Source organism: Rufibacter roseolus (genome assembly GCF_017916365.1).
In the GTDB taxonomy this organism is placed as follows: domain Bacteria; phylum Bacteroidota; class Bacteroidia; order Cytophagales; family Hymenobacteraceae; genus Nibribacter; species Nibribacter roseolus.
The window spans coordinates 2207510-2222531 of sequence record NZ_JAFMSU010000001.1 but is presented as its reverse complement, the minus strand read 5'-3'; the positions used below and the strand labels follow the sequence as shown (position 1 = coordinate 2222531).

Annotated in this window: 15 protein-coding genes; 8 read left to right on the top strand and 7 right to left on the bottom strand. The window is 51.9% G+C overall.

Features of this window, described 5'->3' with window-relative positions; translation table 11 throughout:
- Positions 1 to 23: 23 nt before the first annotated feature.
- From J3P35_RS08765 to J3P35_RS08755, 4 genes are all read right to left on the bottom strand, one after another.
- Positions 24 to 1712 carry a sodium:solute symporter family transporter gene (locus J3P35_RS08765; RefSeq protein WP_210463946.1) on the bottom strand — a complete coding sequence of 563 codons (1689 nt, stop codon included), beginning with the start codon at positions 1710 to 1712 and terminating at the stop codon, positions 24 to 26.
- Complete coding sequence (locus J3P35_RS22100) at positions 1709 to 1834, bottom strand: hypothetical protein (protein ID WP_262713899.1); 126 nt, start codon at positions 1832 to 1834, stop codon at positions 1709 to 1711. Before J3P35_RS22100 ends, J3P35_RS08765 begins: the two co-directional genes overlap by 4 nt.
- Positions 1835 to 1987: 153 nt before the next feature.
- Positions 1988 to 2275: a hypothetical protein gene (locus J3P35_RS08760; RefSeq protein ID WP_210463945.1), complete on the bottom strand. Its 288-nt coding sequence runs from the start codon at positions 2273 to 2275 to the stop codon at positions 1988 to 1990.
- Between the two features lie 66 nt (positions 2276 to 2341).
- Positions 2342 to 4834 carry a PIG-L family deacetylase gene (locus tag J3P35_RS08755; protein ID WP_210463944.1) on the bottom strand — a complete coding sequence of 831 codons (2493 nt, stop codon included), beginning with the start codon at positions 4832 to 4834 and terminating at the stop codon, positions 2342 to 2344.
- A gap of 366 nt (positions 4835 to 5200) precedes the next feature.
- On the opposite strand from J3P35_RS08755, the gene J3P35_RS08750 reads away from it, so the two are divergent.
- The gene (locus J3P35_RS08750) at positions 5201 to 5491 is read left to right on the top strand and encodes a hypothetical protein (RefSeq protein ID WP_210463943.1); all 291 of its coding nucleotides are present in this window, start codon (positions 5201 to 5203) and stop codon (positions 5489 to 5491) included.
- Between the two features lie 89 nt (positions 5492 to 5580).
- Here J3P35_RS08750 and J3P35_RS08745 read toward each other — a convergent pair whose 3' ends face one another.
- Positions 5581 to 6249 (bottom strand): hypothetical protein, encoded by a 669-nt coding sequence (locus J3P35_RS08745; protein WP_210463942.1) that lies wholly within the window; start codon positions 6247 to 6249, stop codon positions 5581 to 5583.
- 225 nt (positions 6250 to 6474) lie between these two features.
- The gene (locus J3P35_RS08740) at positions 6475 to 7320 is read right to left on the bottom strand and encodes an OmpA/MotB family protein (protein ID WP_210463941.1); all 846 of its coding nucleotides are present in this window, start codon (positions 7318 to 7320) and stop codon (positions 6475 to 6477) included.
- A 323-nt stretch (positions 7321 to 7643) separates the two neighbouring features.
- Between J3P35_RS08740 and J3P35_RS08735 the strand changes: the two genes are divergently transcribed.
- From J3P35_RS08735 to J3P35_RS08705, 7 genes are all read left to right on the top strand, one after another.
- The gene (locus J3P35_RS08735; protein WP_210463940.1) at positions 7644 to 7865 is read left to right on the top strand and encodes a CDGSH iron-sulfur domain-containing protein; all 222 of its coding nucleotides are present in this window, start codon (positions 7644 to 7646) and stop codon (positions 7863 to 7865) included.
- 170 nt (positions 7866 to 8035) lie between these two features.
- Complete coding sequence (locus J3P35_RS08730) at positions 8036 to 9508, top strand: APC family permease (RefSeq protein ID WP_246850043.1); 1473 nt, start codon at positions 8036 to 8038, stop codon at positions 9506 to 9508.
- Positions 9509 to 10268: 760 nt separating this feature from the next.
- Positions 10269 to 10826, top strand: a complete 558-nt coding sequence (locus tag J3P35_RS08725) for a porin family protein (protein ID WP_210463938.1) — start codon at positions 10269 to 10271, stop codon at positions 10824 to 10826.
- 473 nt (positions 10827 to 11299) lie between these two features.
- Positions 11300 to 11824 (top strand): GNAT family N-acetyltransferase, encoded by a 525-nt coding sequence (locus J3P35_RS08720; protein WP_210463937.1) that lies wholly within the window; start codon positions 11300 to 11302, stop codon positions 11822 to 11824.
- A 69-nt stretch (positions 11825 to 11893) separates the two neighbouring features.
- Entirely contained in the window at positions 11894 to 12934 is a 1041-nt protein-coding gene (locus J3P35_RS08715; protein WP_210463936.1) for a zinc dependent phospholipase C family protein, read from the top strand.
- A gap of 108 nt (positions 12935 to 13042) precedes the next feature.
- On the top strand, positions 13043 to 13657 hold the full coding sequence (locus J3P35_RS08710) for a deoxynucleoside kinase (protein ID WP_210463935.1): 615 nt from the start codon (positions 13043 to 13045) through the stop codon (positions 13655 to 13657).
- Between the two features lie 226 nt (positions 13658 to 13883).
- A complete protein-coding gene (locus tag J3P35_RS08705; RefSeq protein WP_210463934.1) occupies positions 13884 to 14567 on the top strand; it encodes a hypothetical protein in 684 nt (227 codons plus the stop codon).
- 31 nt (positions 14568 to 14598) lie between these two features.
- On the opposite strand, the gene J3P35_RS08700 is transcribed toward J3P35_RS08705, so the two are convergent.
- Positions 14599 to 15015, bottom strand: a complete 417-nt coding sequence (locus J3P35_RS08700; RefSeq protein WP_210463933.1) for a hypothetical protein — start codon at positions 15013 to 15015, stop codon at positions 14599 to 14601.
- Between the last annotated feature and the right edge of the window lie 7 nt (positions 15016 to 15022).

Genomic DNA, 15022 nt, shown 5'->3' with positions numbered 1-15022 from the left:
AATGGTAATACGATAACCTCCAATCAGGCTTGCTCACGCAGCAAAGTCCGAAGCAAATACCCGATGCCCACCACCAGCACCGTCCCGATGAGGTTGTACCAGAGGTAGGCGATAGTTGTATACTCATACAGGAGAAAAATGATCAACTGCGTGAGCACGGCGGCCCAGAACACGGCATTCCCCTTCAGCTTCTGGAAATAGAAAGCAGCGATGAAAATACCCAGGATGGTGCCGTAGAAAAGGGAGCCCAGGATATTCACCGCCTGAATTAGGTTTTCTAGTTGGGAGGCAAACAGCGCGAAGAAGATAGAAACTGCTCCCCAACCCACGGTGAACCACCGGGAGGCGCGCACATAATGGTCATCTGAGGCATTTCTGTTCACAGTGCGTTTGTAGACATCCACCACGGTAGTGGAAGCCAGCGAGTTGAACGCCGAGGCCGTGCTACCCATAGCAGCGCACAGCACTACGGCCAAAAGCAAACCCACTAAGCCCTGGGGCAACTGCTGCGTCACGAAGGTGAGGAACACGTAATCGGTGTCTTTGAGGTCGGTGCCTTCGTTGTGGGTTTTTACCAGGGCCTGCGCCTGCTGTCTTATTTCCTTTCTTTTCTCCTCGGCCTGGCGCATGCGCTGGCTTGCCTGCTCCTCCCCTGCCTTGTTATCAGCCTGGTGCGCCTGCACCAGGGCCAAAGTAGCTTCTTTCTTCTCCTGGAAAACCTGCCGGCTTTGGGCCTCCAGGTTCTGCCAGGCCGGCGCCTCTGCTGAGGCCGTGACACTACTGACCTGCTGTTGGTTGAAGTACAATGGTGGCTGATAGAACTGGTAAAAGACGAACACCAGCACGCCTACCAGCAGAATGAGGAACTGCATGGGCACCTTCACCAGGCCGTTCATGAGCAAACCCAAGCGACTCTGGGCAATAGTCTCCCCACCCAGGTAACGCCCTACCTGCGACTGATCCGTGCCGAAGTAAGACAAAGCCAGGAAAAAGCCGCCAATCAACCCAGACCATAGGTTGTAACGGTCATCAGGGTTGAAGCTAAGGTCCACCAGGTTCAGTTTGCCCGAGGTTCCGGCTACAGTCATGGCCTCGGAGAAGCCTACGCCATCCGGCAGCAAACGCACCACCACAATGGCCGCCGCCAGCATACCGCCCAGCATCACGGCCATCTGCAGCCGCTGGGTCTGGCTTACCGCTTTGGTACCACCTACCACAGTGTAGAACGTCACCACTACCCCAATGAAAAGAATGGTAGCCGTGAGATTCCAACCCAGAATAGTGGAGAGGATAATGGCCGGCGCATAAATGGTGATTCCCGTGGAAAGACCCCGTTGCAGCAAAAACAGAAACGCCGCCAGCGAGCGGGTCTTCAGGTTGAAGCGGCTTTCCAGGTACTCATAGGCGGTGAAGACCTTAAGGCGGTAATAGATGGGAATAGCCGTGATGGACAACACCACCATGGCCAACGGCAACCCGAAATAGAACTGGATAAACCGCATGCCGTCATCAAAGGCCTGCCCCGGGGTGGAAAGAAATGTGATGGCGCTGGCCTGGGTGGCCATGATGGACAAACCCATCATCCACCAACGCTCGGTGTTATCGGCCCGCAGGTACCCAGACATATGCTGGGCCTTGCGGGTTTTCCAGACGCCATACAGCACAATGAACGCAATGGTGCCTACCAGCACTCCCCAATCCAATCCGCTCATTTATAGGCTTCGGTGATGAGATAAAACAACAGGATGAACGCCGCCAGCACCCCCAGCACCAACCAGTACATGGATGTCCAGCTTTTAAAGAACGGCGGCGGGTCTATATCTCCTTTGGTCATGGGGAATGTCTAGGGTTGAAGACAAATCTTGATGACTTGCCTTTTGTTTGCTACTGGTTGTTATTTAAGATTGATCAATTCAATTACGTCACACTCCCCTACTTTTCTAGGCCCTTCCATAAAGAGACCATGGGTACCTACTTTTATTTTACCCTAATGGTAGTTTATTCTTTCACTGTCAACGATCCACATTCTAGCAATGCCATGTCTGGGAATGGGTAGGTCTACTTCTTGGATGACGTTGCCATGCAAATCCTCAAACTCAGGCCAAATTATAAAAAAGTTTTTCCTCCCAGTTTCAGGATCCTCATACTGAAAGTCCCACCTAATTCCCTGAAATGGCAAACTGTATCTTCCGCCTTCTTCCTGGGTAAAAATGGCATAGGTTACCCTAAAATCAGGTTTCCTTTGAAATACTACTTCATAGGGCTTGTAGTACATTTCTTAAAATTTTACCCAAATAACGAGCTGTTTAGGGGCCATTTTCAGGAAAATGGCCCCTAACCGCTACTTGCCCAAAGAGAGCAGGTTCACAAACAGACGGTACGCCCCTGGTACGCCGGCCGGCAACTCCCTGAAGAAAGAATACCCGGTGTACACGTAATACCCTTTCCCGTATTTGGCCACGAGCAAACCGCTGTCCTTAGGCGATTCACCCGGGTCATTAGACGAGATGATGGCTTCGTACTCTGGCGCCCACTGGTTAGGGAAATACAGACCACGTTCCTGTACCCAGCCTTTGAAATCCTGCGCGGTGATCTTGTTGGGCGAATTCAGAACCGGGTGGTTTGGTTTCAGGAACCGTACTTCTGAGTCTTCTACCGTTACGCGGTCATTGGAGAGTTTAATGGAAAACGGCCCTAAGTTGGAGGTCACCAAACCGTTGCTCACGTTGTACTGCACCACCAGCGTGCCTCCGTTCTGCACGTACTGCATCAATTGCGGTTGCTGGAATTTGAGACGTTCTAAAGTGTTGAAGGCACGCACGCCCACTACCACGGCATCATATTTCTGCAAGGCCGCCGCAGACAGGTCCTCTACCCGCAACTGGTCTACGGCATAGCCTATCTGCTGCAGGCTGGCAGGCACTTCATCGCCGGCGCCCATCAAATAACCAATAATCTGTCCTTTGCGCTTGAGGTCCAATTTAACCGCTTTGGCCGAGGCCTCGGGGTACAAGGTTTGGGTAGGGATATGCGGGTAAGAGATAGCCCTGAAGCTTTGGTTGTAGGTTTTGCCGTTGTACGTCACGGCTGCGCCGATGGCACTCTCCGTCTGGGTTGCGCCGGGGTACACCATGAACGTGAAGGTCTGCTCCTCCCCTTTCTGGCCCAGCTTGAAACTTCCCGAGGCAGGCTCAGAGCGCCATCCCTGAGGCAGGCGCAGGGCTACCTGCCCATCTACCTGGTCTTTTCCGGCCCGCACCCGCAGGGTAACGGGTTTAGGTTGCGGATCTGGAAACACGTACACTTTTTCTGAGATGTTCACGAAAACGGGCGGGGCAATCTCAAACGGACGGTACTGCTCTCCTTCAACCGGATCGGTACGTTTGTAGACTACGGGCACGGTATAAGTAAGCGGCTCGCCTTGCACGGTTAGATGCAATCTCAGCTGGGCGGCGGCCGGGTTTTCGGCAAGGCCTATCAAAGCGGGGTCATCTACCCGGAACATGCCGGTGGTACCCGGGGTGCGCAGCCAGTAAGGCTGGGAGAAAGGCGTGGCCGCCGGTACGGTGCGCGCGGTTCTGATGAAAACCGGTTTGTTCAGGTCCAGTTTCTGCTGCAGCGTGGTGTCCTGGTTCGCGAACAGATATTCTACTTTGGTGAGGGTCACGGGAACGCCCGAACGATTCACCGCTTCCAATGACAAGGCCACCTGCTCGCCCGGTGATACAGAAAACTCCCGCACCGAGGATGCTTCCAGGTACAGGCCCAGGCAGTTTTTAATGGCTTCCTGCAGATCCTGCTGTTTCACGATTTTCCAGTAAGAAGCGGGCAGTTTGGCCAAAGCGGCGTTCGCTTTCAGGAGCACCGGCACCGTGGCGGCCGGATTACCCGGGTTGTAGTTCTTCAAAGCTTCCTCCAACAATCTGGCTACTTCCTTGCTGCCCGGCACGCGGCTCCAGGAGGTGGTCACGCCTTCCAGCACGTCAGATTTGGCGCGAGCGCCTTTCAGGAACTCAAAATACTCCACGGCCTCTCCGCGGCTACCGCTGCTCCCGAAACCCTGGCTTTTGTGCATGCTGCGGCTCTGGGCGGCAATCTCGTTGTAAGACCGGCCCAGCAACGGGTTGTAGACACCCGCATCAATCATGAGTTTATCAGAAGTGTCAAACTTCTGGTTCTGACTGTAGAAAAAGGAAGAGGTGTTCCAGAGTAGGCGTTTGGCTTGCCAGGGCTCCACGGTTTTGAGTTGCTCAGGGAAGCGCTTGGGATCAGCTGCGGCGTCAAAGGCTTCCATGGCGATCATGGCCGAGGCGGTATGGTGGCCGTGGGTGCCAGAGGGCTCGGGTGAGAAACGGGTGATGATGACATCGGGACGGAACTTGCGGATAACCCAAACCGCATCAGCGAGCACCTGCTCTTTGTCCCAGATGGTGAAAGTCTCGGCGGGGTTCTTGGAGAACCCGAAGTCGTTGGCCCGGCTGAAGAACTGCTCGCCCCCGTCAACGCGGCGGGCCTGCAGCAATTCCTGGGTTCGGATCACGCCCAGTTCCTCCCTGATCTCCGGCCCGATGAGGTTCTGGCCGCCATCACCGCGGGTGAGCGACAGGTAGCCGGTGCGCATCTTGCGTTCGTTGGCCAGGTAGCCTATGAGGCGGGTGTTCTCGTCATCTGGGTGCGCCGCGAAATATAGCACGCTGCCCAGCACATTCAGTTTCTCCAGGGCCAGCCTGATCTCGGCGGCATCTGGTTTCTTGGGGGCCTGGGCCTGCGAGGCAGAAAATCCTACTCCCCAGGCCAGGAGAAAGGAAGTCGCTAAAACTCTTACAGAGATCATGTGTTTCAAAAGAAGTCCAAATAAAGCGGGAGAACCCAGCAGCGCAACAGGCCCCAGACATCCCACGGTAAAGCTATGGAATTTTAGGTCAACTGAGGAAGGTTATGCCCGGATTTGCGCTTAGGTTAAAGCATTTTCTGGCGGTTGCACCAAGGAAGTCCCACACGCTCGCTTTGGGCTTAATTTTACAAAATCAGGCCCTAAACAAAGGAGGTTGTTTTCGCTTACGGGCGCGGTTTTCTGGATCTGGTTGCCGAATAAGTCAATTTAACCTAAGCCTGCCTTAAGGCGATCACACTTCCATAACATTTTGGCCGGTTTAACAGTTAAGAGAATCTGATAGAGCGCTTAAAACCTGTTAAGACTATGAAAAAGCTTGTAATGATATTGGCCATGGCCGGCATGACCGGTTTTGTAGCCTGCGACTCCCAGACCGGGAAAAACACCACATCGGCCGGAACCGAGGCGGAGCAGAACTCCAACAACCCCAATAACACCAGCCCCGTGGTGAACGCCAACCAGAACGACACTACCGGCGCCACCGCCACTGAGATCACCCAAAGCAAAGTGGGTAACTCGCAGAGCCGAGGCGAGATGAACAACTCCAAATCCAGAACCACCCAGAACCAGACGCTGCGCGACAGCATTGAGGAATAACAAAGCTTAAAAAGCATCGGGTCCGTTTAGGGGCAGTTTCACTGAAAACTGCCCCTAAACGGACCCGATGCTTTTTGGATACCTACGGGTTACTGCTTCTTCGCTTTCTGCTGCTCTTTGAACTCCTGGCCAGAGCGCAGGGTGTAGAACTCCCCAATGAGGGTTCTGATCTTGATCTCATCCAGGGTAGAGAGTTTTTCCTCTACGGCCGCTTTGCGCTTGCCCAGGTTCTGCAGGATATAATCGGCGTAGTCCCAGTCCCGGGAGGTCCAGTTCTGGCGTTTCACCCGCACGTTCTGCATAAACCGGATGTAGGCTTCGCGCATGTGGATGGAGCTGATGTTCTGTACGTTCCCAAAGGAGCCCAGCAGTTCTTTCTCGCGGAGGCGCACTTCCTCTGCCTGCAAAGGCACCTCATCGGCCATGGGCTTGGACTCCAGCTCTTGGAAACGGGTTTTCAGCTCCAGAAAATCGCGCTTGGAGGTTTCTGATAGCCCTTGAAAGCTGTTCTCTATCTTATTCGCCTGGCGGGCGAAGTCGCTCTTGATAGTGGGCCACTCGGCGCGCGTGGTAGTGGCAATTTTGTCAGACTGTACTTTCATCCATTCCTTGAAAGCGCGCAGATCCTGCTCAGCCGACGATTCCTGGGTTTCCCTGGCGGCCAAAGGTTTCTCCTTTTCCACCTCTTGGGCCCAAACGGCGGAAGAAAACGAGGCGGTTAACCCCAGAATCAAGCCTAAAATCTTTCCTTTTTGCATGGTTTTCTTGTGATTGTTGAGCGGTTGCCTCATCAAAGGTAAAAATTTTCCTTAAAGGCCACTCCTTCCCTACAACAAGAACAACGCCAAAAACCCACCGGAATTATGATCCATATTCTGATATATCCTTTTAAGCCTATATTTAAGAAATCAGGCCAAAAAAAGAAGTCCCTGCCGGATGTTCTCCGGGCAGGGACTTGCGGTAAACATGCCATATTTTCAGGCTTAGTTTTTCTCCAGAATCTGGAAAAGCTCGTCTAGTTTAGGCGTGAGGATGATCTCGGTGCGGCGGTTCTTCTGGCGGGCATCGGCGGTGGTAGCCGGGTCAACAGGCACGTATTTAGAACGTCCTGATGGGGTTACCCGCTGCGGCGCCACGCCAGCCTCGGTGAGGATACGGGTGATCTCGGTGGCGCGCAATACGCTCAGGTCCCAGTTGTCCTGCATGCCGGCGGTGCCTTTGGCCACTGGCACGTCATCGGTGTGGCCTTCTACTACCACGTTCACGTCTTGCTGGTTCTGCAGGGCGCCGGCCAGTTTTTTGAGGGCTTCCTGCCCCTGGGCATCTACTTTGGTAGACCCAGACTTGAACAGCAACTGGTTAGACAAAGACACATACACTTTGCCGTTGCGCACATCTACGGTGAGGTCAGAGGCTTTGAAACCCAGCAGCGCTTTGCTCACTACTTGCCGCAAGTTGTTCACGGCGCGGTCTTTCTCGTCCAGGATGCGCTGCATCTCGGCCAGCCGGGCTTCGCGGGCCTGCAGATCGGCGGAGAGTTTGTCTACCTGCTGGTTTTTATTGTTCAGGTTCGTGCGCAGCGAAGCTTCTGTGGAGGCTTTCTCAGAGGCCAGATCTGCTTTCTCCTGGTTCAGGCGCTCTTTGTCCTGCTGCAGGCGGGCGCGTTCGTTTTCCAGCTCAGCTTTCTGGCGGGTGAGTTCATCCTGCAACACCACCAGGGAACGGTTCTCGGCCAGGGCCGCTTCGTATTTTTTGGAAGACACACAGGAACCTAATAGACCCAGGGCCAGGAAAGCTGGCAATACAGGGCTCAAGAAGCTTTTTTTCATAGTATTCTAAGCGTTTTTACAATGGTTACTAAAGAGAGCAACAGTGTTTATACGTACGCACCGCTGCCCGCCGGGGTTAAAACACCGAAAAATTAAGGCCAGATGCAAATGTATGCTTGTAACAGCGGCCTCCCTCCCCTGATCTGGGGCCCAGGATCAAGAAGATGTTTTGCAGCAGAAACCCGCCCATTGATGCAAAGCTTTGGGCAAAAATACTATCTTTGAATCGAGGCGAACTTGCTTTGCTGCCGATGGGCAGATAATGGCCAGGTTCTTTGTCTCAGAATCCCTTTACCTTTTTACCCCTTTTTCTCAAAAACAGCATGAAAACCAAAGTTACCGTGAACAACAACGGCTCGCTCAAAATTGAAGGCGAGTTTATCATAGTAGACCCGATGGGCAACGAGTACAACTTACAGGGCCGCGAAGCCGTGTCTATCTGCCGCTGCGGTCTTTCCAAAAACAAACCGTTCTGCGATGGCTCACACAAAGGCCATTTTGAGCACAACGCCGTAGCCTTTGACCTGCCGCCGCGCAAGGTTTAAAAAAAGAGTTCTGAGCCCTGAGTCTTGAGTTCTGAGTTAGGGCTATAATCAAAGAGGCGGAGATTTGGTCTCCGCTTTTTCTCCCTCTCTTCCCCTCTACTGTTTCTTCCTCTCCTATCGTCCGAAATTCTATGTCTGAAACCTCTACGGTACCGTCGTCCACAGAAAATATGTCTCAAACCGCATCGGGATTCAAGCGCGAGATCAAATTATTTGATGCCGTCATGCTGGTGGCCGGTTCCATGATTGGGTCCGGTATCTTTATTGTGAGTGCCGACATTGGCCGATCGGTGGGGAGCGCGGGTTACCTGCTGTTGGTGTGGGCCCTTACCGGCCTCATGACCCTGGCTGGTGCCCTGAGTTACGGCGAACTCACCAGCCTCATGCCCCGCGCGGGCGGGCAGTACGTGTACCTGCGGGAGTCTTACGGACCTCTGGTGGCCTTTCTCTACGGCTGGACCCTTTTTCTGGTGATCCAAAGCGGAACCATTGCGGCCGTGGCCGTGGCTTTTGCCCGCTTCACCGGCGTGCTGGTACCTTGGTTCTCCGAGACCAATGTGCTGCTGGATTTGGGTATTCTGAAGTTCACCTCGGTGCAGTTGCTGGCTATTGCCTCTATTATCCTTTTGACGCTGATCAACCAGCAAGGCGTACGGAACGGTAAATTGATTCAGAACATCTTCGGGAGCACCAAACTGATTGCTTTGTTTGCGCTGCTGGGGTTTGGGTTGCTGCTGGGCACCAGCCCGGAGGTGATGGACCTGAACTTCTCTAATCTCTGGGATGCTCAGGCCGTAGTGCTGGACAAGGAAACCGGGGCTATTACCCGCACTACTTTGTCGGGTTGGGCTCTGCTGGTGGGCATCAGTACGGCCATGATCGGGTCGCTTTTCTCCTCAGACTCCTGGAACAACATCGGGTTTTCCGGCGATGAGATCGTGAACCCCAAAAGAACCATCGTGCTGAGCATGGCCATCGGAACCGGCATTGTGACCATCCTGTACATCCTTATTAACGTGGTATACCTCACCATTCTGCCGTTGCAGGGAGATCCGGCGGCTACTGATGCCTTGAGCCGCGGCCTTCAATTCGCCAGCAATGACCGCGTGGGTACCGCAGTGGCCGAGGTGATTGGCGGCGCACCGGCTACCATTGCCATCGCTATTTTGATCATGATCTCCACCTTCGGTTGCAACAATGGGGTAATCCTTTCGGCGCCGCGCGTGTACTACGCCATGGCCAAAGACGGGCTGTTTTTCCCCAATATGGCTAAACTGAACAAAAACGGCGTACCAGGTGCGGCCCTGGCTATCCAGTGTGTGTGGGCCAGTCTGCTGTGCCTCTCGGGCCGCTACTCAGACCTGCTGGATTACGTAATCTTTGCGGTGTTGCTGTTCTACATTTTGACCATTGCGGGCATTTTCATTCTGCGCCGCACCATGCCAGATGCGCCCCGGCCGTACAAAGCCCTTGGCTACCCGGTGCTGCCTGCCCTTTACATTCTCATGGCATCGTTTATCTGCGTGATCCTGCTCATCTACAAGCCTAATTACTCCTGGCCGGGCCTGATTCTGGTAGGCGTGGGTATTCCGGTGTTCTACCTGTTTGGCAAACGCTTCAGGAAAATTGAGGTGGAAGGATAGTTCTCAGACTAAAAAATTAAAGCCCCGCTGCTTTGTTTCATGAACAAGTCAGCGGGGCTTTGTTTTGGAGTCAGTCTGGGGAAAAGAGCCTAAAATCGGAATTGCCTTAAAAGCGAAAAGCCTCCCCAAAACGGAGAGGCTTTCCTTATATTGGTTAAATAACTTAATGTATTTACTCCTGATGTGGCTTTCGCCTTTGTGTTCCTAAACGTACTACTCACGTATCCCTCAAAAAGCTTAACCTAACGGTTAATTTTATTTAAGTTTTAACGTCAGCTATTCGGCCTAGTTTTTACGACATCTGTTTCGTTACACTCTATTTAACCAACATTTATACCTTCTTTAACGAACGCCTAATCAGAAGGTTACACTCCTGCTGCATATTTACTGTTGTGGTAAACCGAAGTTCATCCCAATTTGATCTCTTCTTCTCAAAAGTATTCTCAAAAGGCAAAATCGGTTGAAACCTGTACAATAATCACCCATAAAACACGGGCTAAATCATTGAATACGAATCTTTAAAGAACTTTGTATCACTTCTGTTTTCCTTTGAAAAGATGGAGATCCCTTCCCTATCAGCTGGGTTTAGATGCGGCAAGATTACACTAATAGAAAAAAGAGGTGAAGTTCTAGGATTAGCCGGATTTAGGAACGAGGCAGGAAAGTTCTGGAAATAACCTTGGATATCTTAAGGGCGTTACATCCTTCCCAGACCTTTGCCGTATCTTTCTTACCTCAATCATTTTCCATTAACAATAGTATGAAGAAGTTCTTGTCCGTTGCAGCCTTGGTGCTGTTTTTCGCTTTGGGAGCCCAGGCCCAGACCAGCCTGGGGTTGAAGGGAGGTCTAAACGTGTCTACCATCCGGATTCCCAACGTGGACATTGATCCCAAAATTGGCGTTCACTTCGGGGGTTTTGCTTCCACCCCTATTTCCAGCCGGTTTGCGCTGCAGCCAGAGGTGGTTTACTCTCAGCAGGGCGTAAAGGCAAACCAATATGATTACACCTACCATTACCTGAACATCCCGCTGATCTTCAAAGGCACTATCTCCGGCGGATTCCACTTGCAGGTAGGTCCGCAGTTCGGCATCTTGCTGGCCGCCAATCGCAAAGAAGGCAGAACCACCCTGGACATCACCGATTCCCGGAACCGCTACGATGGCGCCATTGCCTTAGGCTTAGGGTATGATGTTGACGCCTGGCAGATCTCGGCCCGCTACAACCTGGGTCTTTCTGATGTGCGTGATGACAGCGACAATGGCATCAACCACACAAACAACGTGTTCCAGTTATCATTAGGCTACCGGTTCAGATAATCTCTGATTTAATTTACCGTCATGATAAGAAAAGCTCCTGCTCTGGTTAAGCCAGGGAAGGAGCTTTTTCGTTTTCAGTCCATTTCATGGGAAACAGTCAGTTTCAAAAGCAAGCCTATCTAATGAATAGAAATAACAGCGGTGGTCCTTTAAAGAAGATGTGCCCATAGGTAAAGACCTGATTTGCGGCCGGGGTGTTTTCAGCCTGATTTTGCCAAATCGGATCATTTTCGCCTACATGATCCAACGATTTATTTTTCAGAGACTTACCCGGCAACAGTAAAGTAATACCGACAAGCCAACCATTTCCTGGGCGGAATTGAAAAGTTTTTCTCGTGCTTTTAGGGGTTCGGTCTCTTACCTTTGTCTGGAAATTAACTGATGGTAACACATTAAAACTCTGATAACCAATTAGCTAATTTTATTAGAATGTTTTCTCTCGGGCGCCGGCCTTGCTTACTTGCTTTATTTTTATGACAGTCTCCCCTTCTGCTTCAGAATCCGTTTCTATCCAGAGCACCTCAGACGCTAACATTATCAGGGACTTAGCTTATGCAACCTGGTACCCTACTTACCGGGAGATTCTTTCTGCGGAGCAGATTGACTTTATGCTGACGGAAATCTACTCCTTGGAGTCTTTGCAGAGTCAAATGGAGAATGGGCAAACCTTTCTGCTGCTTACGCATGAAGGCAAGCCGGCGGCTTTCTCGGCCTTTTCCCTCCTGGATGCCGCGCAGCAGCGGTATAAACTGAACAAACTGTATATCCACCCAGACTTCCAGGGAATGGGGTTTGGCAGAATGCTTCTACAAGAAGTCATACAAAGAACAAAATCCCAGGGCGGACTTAAATTGGAATTAAACGTGCACCGCCAAAACCCGGCCCAGCACTTCTACTTTAAGATTGGGTTCAAAATTATAAAAATAATAGACATTCCTTTTGCCCGGTTCACGCTTAATGACTACATTATGGAACTGAATCTAACTGATGTCAGCTGATTCTTGTCCCCCGGCAATGAGTTAAAGCATATAGGCTTATTTTTATAAATATTGTAATATTTAAAACCTATGTTTTACAGCCGTATTGTAAAATTTACATTAATACTAGGAATTATTCTGAGCAGTTCAGTTTCTGGATATTCCTGGGGTTTCTTCGGGCACAAGGTGATTCAGCAACTGGCTATTTACGGGCTGCCCAAAAGCATGCAACCGTTCTTTCACCGCAACATGGCGCACCTAGTGGAGACATCAATACGGCCAGATGAGCGCCGCAATTCAGATCCCCATGAGGCACCCCGCCACTTTATAGACCTGGAGGCTTTTGGGGAGAATCCGCTGGAACAGGTGCCGCATTCCTATAATGCCGCCGCCGCCAAATTCAGCCCAGATACGCTGCAAAAATACGGCGTAGTGCCGTGGCAGGTACTCAAAATCAAAGACCGGCTGACCCAGGCTTTTTACCGGCGAGACAAAGACAGTATTCTGTTCTACTCCGCAGACCTGGCCCACTACATCCAGGATGCCCACGTGCCGCTGCACACCAGCCTGAACCATGATGGGCAGTTAACCGGTCAGACCGGCCTGCACAGCCTCTGGGAATCTAAGCTCCCCGAGCAGAACCTGGCCAATTACAACCTCAGACACGACAAAGCACAGTACCTCAAAAACCCCGAGGAAGAAATCTGGAAAGTGATCAAAGCCTCGCACCTATTGGTGCCGCAGCTGCTGGCCATTGAAAAGCAGGTGAGCCAGAACTTCACCGAGGCCACCAAATACACCATCTCAGAGCGCAACGGCCGCACCCGCAAAAACTACACAGACGCTTTCGCCACCGCCTACAACCAGGCCTTAGGCACCATGGTGCAGGACCGCATGCGGGCCTCGGCAGAGAAGACGGCTTCTTTCTGGTACACCTGCTGGGTAGACGGCGGTAAACCAGAGCTCAGTGAGCTGTTGTCTACGCCGCGTACCAAAGAGGAGAACAAACAACTGAAGCAGGAACTCAAATCCTGGAAGAAAGGCACCCTGCAGGAGAAAGACCTGCTGCTCACCAAAATCAAGCTTTCCTTGATGAACGTGGTCCAGTGGATGGGGGAGTCTTTAGCCTAAACCAGACCTGGCACCTTCTTTTTTAACCTCATACAGAAAGCCCTGCCTGAAATCTGAGGTTAAACCCGTACTTTTGCGGTCCGCGTTTAACAACAGTAGAGAGAGCACATGCATATTGCAATAGTAGGCAACATTGGGGCCGGAAAAACCACCCTGGCTACCAAGCTGGCCCAACATTATAAGTGGGATGTTTTCCTAGAAGCCGTAGACAACAACCCTTACCTCAAAGATTTCTATGAAGACATGCCACGCTGGGCGTTCCACCTGCAGGTCTTCTTCCTAAACAGCCGCTTCAACCAGGTCCTGCAAATCAACGAGCGTACCAACGGCGTCATTCAGGACCGCACCATTTACGAAGACGCGTACATCTTTGCCAAGAACCTGCACCACTCCGGCATGATGAGCGACCGCGATTACCAGAACTACTTTAACCTTTTTGAGTCTATGACCAAAATGGTGAAAGCCCCGGACCTGCTGGTGTACCTCAAAGCCGACCTGCCTAAACTGATTGGCCAGATCCAGAAACGCGGACGTGACTACGAAGACAATATTTCCCTGGCGTACCTCAAAAACCTGAACGAGCACTATGACCAGTGGATTGCAGGTTACAAGCACGGCAAACTGCTGGTCATTGACGTAAACCAGATGGACTTCGTGCAGAACCCCGAGGACCTGGGCGTGATCATTGACCGCATCAACATCGAACTGTTCGGTTTGTTTTAATCCGATCTCCTTCAATACCCAACCGGGCCTGTTTAGGGGCTGTTTTCCAGGAAACAGCCCCTAAACAGGCCCGGTTCTTTTATTCTATCCAAGAAGCTCTTTCCCTACTGCCGATTGTCTGAATTCCTGGGTGGTGAAAAAGGATGGTATCTCCACAAGGGGTACGGACCAAAACCAGAGAACCATCCCAAACCAAAAACCTTCGTATACATAGGAAAAAAGCAATATGAACCCGATCTATTCAAAATTCCTGGCGGCAGGTGCCCTCACGCTGGTCTTGCTGGGCGGCAGCGCCTGTGAACGCACTTCCCCCTCCAATGACAACCCCAATAACCAGCCCAGAACCCGGGCGGAACAAGACTTAGCCGAGTTACGGGACTGGATGAAAGATAAAACCGATAGTACCGGCAGAAATGACAGGGACACCACCAGAAGAGGTGCCCGCATCAGGGAGGAATTCAGGGAAAAGACCGCACGCCTGGACACCAAACTGGATAGCCTCTCGGCCAAATCCAAAGCCGAGTACAAAGAACTGAGAAGAAAATATGAGAACTGGGAAGCCCGCAACCAACAAAGGAGCGCGATGCCCCTGAACCAGGAAACCCTGCAGCGCTTTGAAGAAGAACTCTTTGGATCAGCTAACGCGTTGGATGCCCAGTTCACGGCTACCCAGATGCGGGACGTGTACACCCAGTTCCTGCAGAACGTACGGGCCCGCCGCGCCACCTGGACCGCCGCAGACTGGGACTACGTAGACGAGATTTATAGCCGACTTAACCAGAAGAAAGACCAGGTAGAAGATCAGATTCCGGGCCAGGACAAACTCAAGATCAAAGCCCTGCAAGCCGAATACCTGACGCTGGAAACCACCAAAGACGCAAAGGACCTTGCCAGAGAGATAAAGCAGTAAGGCCCTTGGACCAGACCGGAAAAAATCACTGCTAATCTGGTTCCTCCGGGTTGGCTAACCACGCTTTAGCAGTGGCCAGGTCATGAAACAAAGAGACAATGATATTGGAGGACAGCCGCCGCTGTAAATCCCGGGCGGCCGCCTGGTCATGCATATCGCGCGACAGGACCATGGCCATGTATTTAAGGCCGGTTTCCGCCAGGTCTGGTTTCCATTCAAACTCCAGCCAATCGTTGGCCTCTTCCCATTCGCCGGTTACATCGCTTTTGTCATTCAACAGTCTAGGGCAGTGCATTTCTTTCTGCAGATTCAGGTACGTTTTGGCTACCGTCACCACATCATCTGAGTTGATGTGACCGCTCCACTTCACGTAAAACCAATCCTGCTCCTCTTCATATTTGATTGATATAAAAGAGTGTGCGCTGGTGACTGCCCATAGTTCGGCCATAATCCTG

What these genes read in the sequence shown, in the direction of transcription:
- J3P35_RS08765 (WP_210463946.1), bottom strand. Translation starts at nt 1,712, where the DNA reads ATGAGCGGATTGGATTGGGGAGTGCTGGTAGGCACCATTGCGTTCATT.
- J3P35_RS22100 (WP_262713899.1), bottom strand. Translation starts at nt 1,834, where the DNA reads ATGACCAAAGGAGATATAGACCCGCCGCCGTTCTTTAAAAGCTGGACA.
- J3P35_RS08760 (WP_210463945.1), bottom strand. Translation starts at nt 2,275, where the DNA reads ATGTACTACAAGCCCTATGAAGTAGTATTTCAAAGGAAACCTGATTTT.
- J3P35_RS08755 (WP_210463944.1), bottom strand. Translation starts at nt 4,834, where the DNA reads ATGATCTCTGTAAGAGTTTTAGCGACTTCCTTTCTCCTGGCCTGGGGA.
- J3P35_RS08750 (WP_210463943.1), top strand. Translation starts at nt 5,201, where the DNA reads ATGAAAAAGCTTGTAATGATATTGGCCATGGCCGGCATGACCGGTTTT.
- J3P35_RS08745 (WP_210463942.1), bottom strand. Translation starts at nt 6,249, where the DNA reads ATGCAAAAAGGAAAGATTTTAGGCTTGATTCTGGGGTTAACCGCCTCG.
- J3P35_RS08740 (WP_210463941.1), bottom strand. Translation starts at nt 7,320, where the DNA reads ATGAAAAAAAGCTTCTTGAGCCCTGTATTGCCAGCTTTCCTGGCCCTG.
- J3P35_RS08735 (WP_210463940.1), top strand. Translation starts at nt 7,644, where the DNA reads ATGAAAACCAAAGTTACCGTGAACAACAACGGCTCGCTCAAAATTGAA.
- J3P35_RS08730 (WP_246850043.1), top strand. Translation starts at nt 8,036, where the DNA reads ATGTCTCAAACCGCATCGGGATTCAAGCGCGAGATCAAATTATTTGAT.
- J3P35_RS08725 (WP_210463938.1), top strand. Translation starts at nt 10,269, where the DNA reads ATGAAGAAGTTCTTGTCCGTTGCAGCCTTGGTGCTGTTTTTCGCTTTG.
- J3P35_RS08720 (WP_210463937.1), top strand. Translation starts at nt 11,300, where the DNA reads ATGACAGTCTCCCCTTCTGCTTCAGAATCCGTTTCTATCCAGAGCACC.
- J3P35_RS08715 (WP_210463936.1), top strand. Translation starts at nt 11,894, where the DNA reads ATGTTTTACAGCCGTATTGTAAAATTTACATTAATACTAGGAATTATT.
- J3P35_RS08710 (WP_210463935.1), top strand. Translation starts at nt 13,043, where the DNA reads ATGCATATTGCAATAGTAGGCAACATTGGGGCCGGAAAAACCACCCTG.
- J3P35_RS08705 (WP_210463934.1), top strand. Translation starts at nt 13,884, where the DNA reads ATGAACCCGATCTATTCAAAATTCCTGGCGGCAGGTGCCCTCACGCTG.
- J3P35_RS08700 (WP_210463933.1), bottom strand. Translation starts at nt 15,015, where the DNA reads ATGGCCGAACTATGGGCAGTCACCAGCGCACACTCTTTTATATCAATC.